The organism is Stenotrophomonas sp. SrG (assembly GCF_050031795.1).
Taxonomy (GTDB): Bacteria; Pseudomonadota; Gammaproteobacteria; order Xanthomonadales; family Xanthomonadaceae; genus Stenotrophomonas; species Stenotrophomonas rhizophila_A.
In genome coordinates, this window is sequence record NZ_JBNBBE010000857.1 from 1 (window position 1) to 244 (window position 244).

The window sequence follows — 244 nt, forward strand, 5'->3', positions numbered from 1 at the left end:
GTCCAGCGCGCCGCCGCGCGCGGTGATGCCGGGCTTGGGGTCCTAGGGCTCGAGGTTGATGTCGTGCATGGTCAGGATGACCACGCGCGGCAGCGAAGCCACGCCGCTGCCGAACGCACCGAACTGGTGGTAGCTGCCCACCATGCGCAGGGCGATCGGCTTTTCGGCGTCGAACTCCTTGGGCACGTCCTCACCGGGCTGGAACAGCGCGTTGACCAGGCCGCTGGACAGCGCGGTCTGCGAG

Annotated in this window: 1 pseudogene; it reads right to left on the reverse strand. The window is 69.3% G+C overall.

Annotated elements, in window-relative coordinates:
* Window positions 1-45: 45 nt before the first annotated feature.
* Window positions 46-244: pseudogene (pilO, locus tag ACQG3P_RS21960) on the reverse strand (type 4a pilus biogenesis protein PilO); the annotation flags it as partial.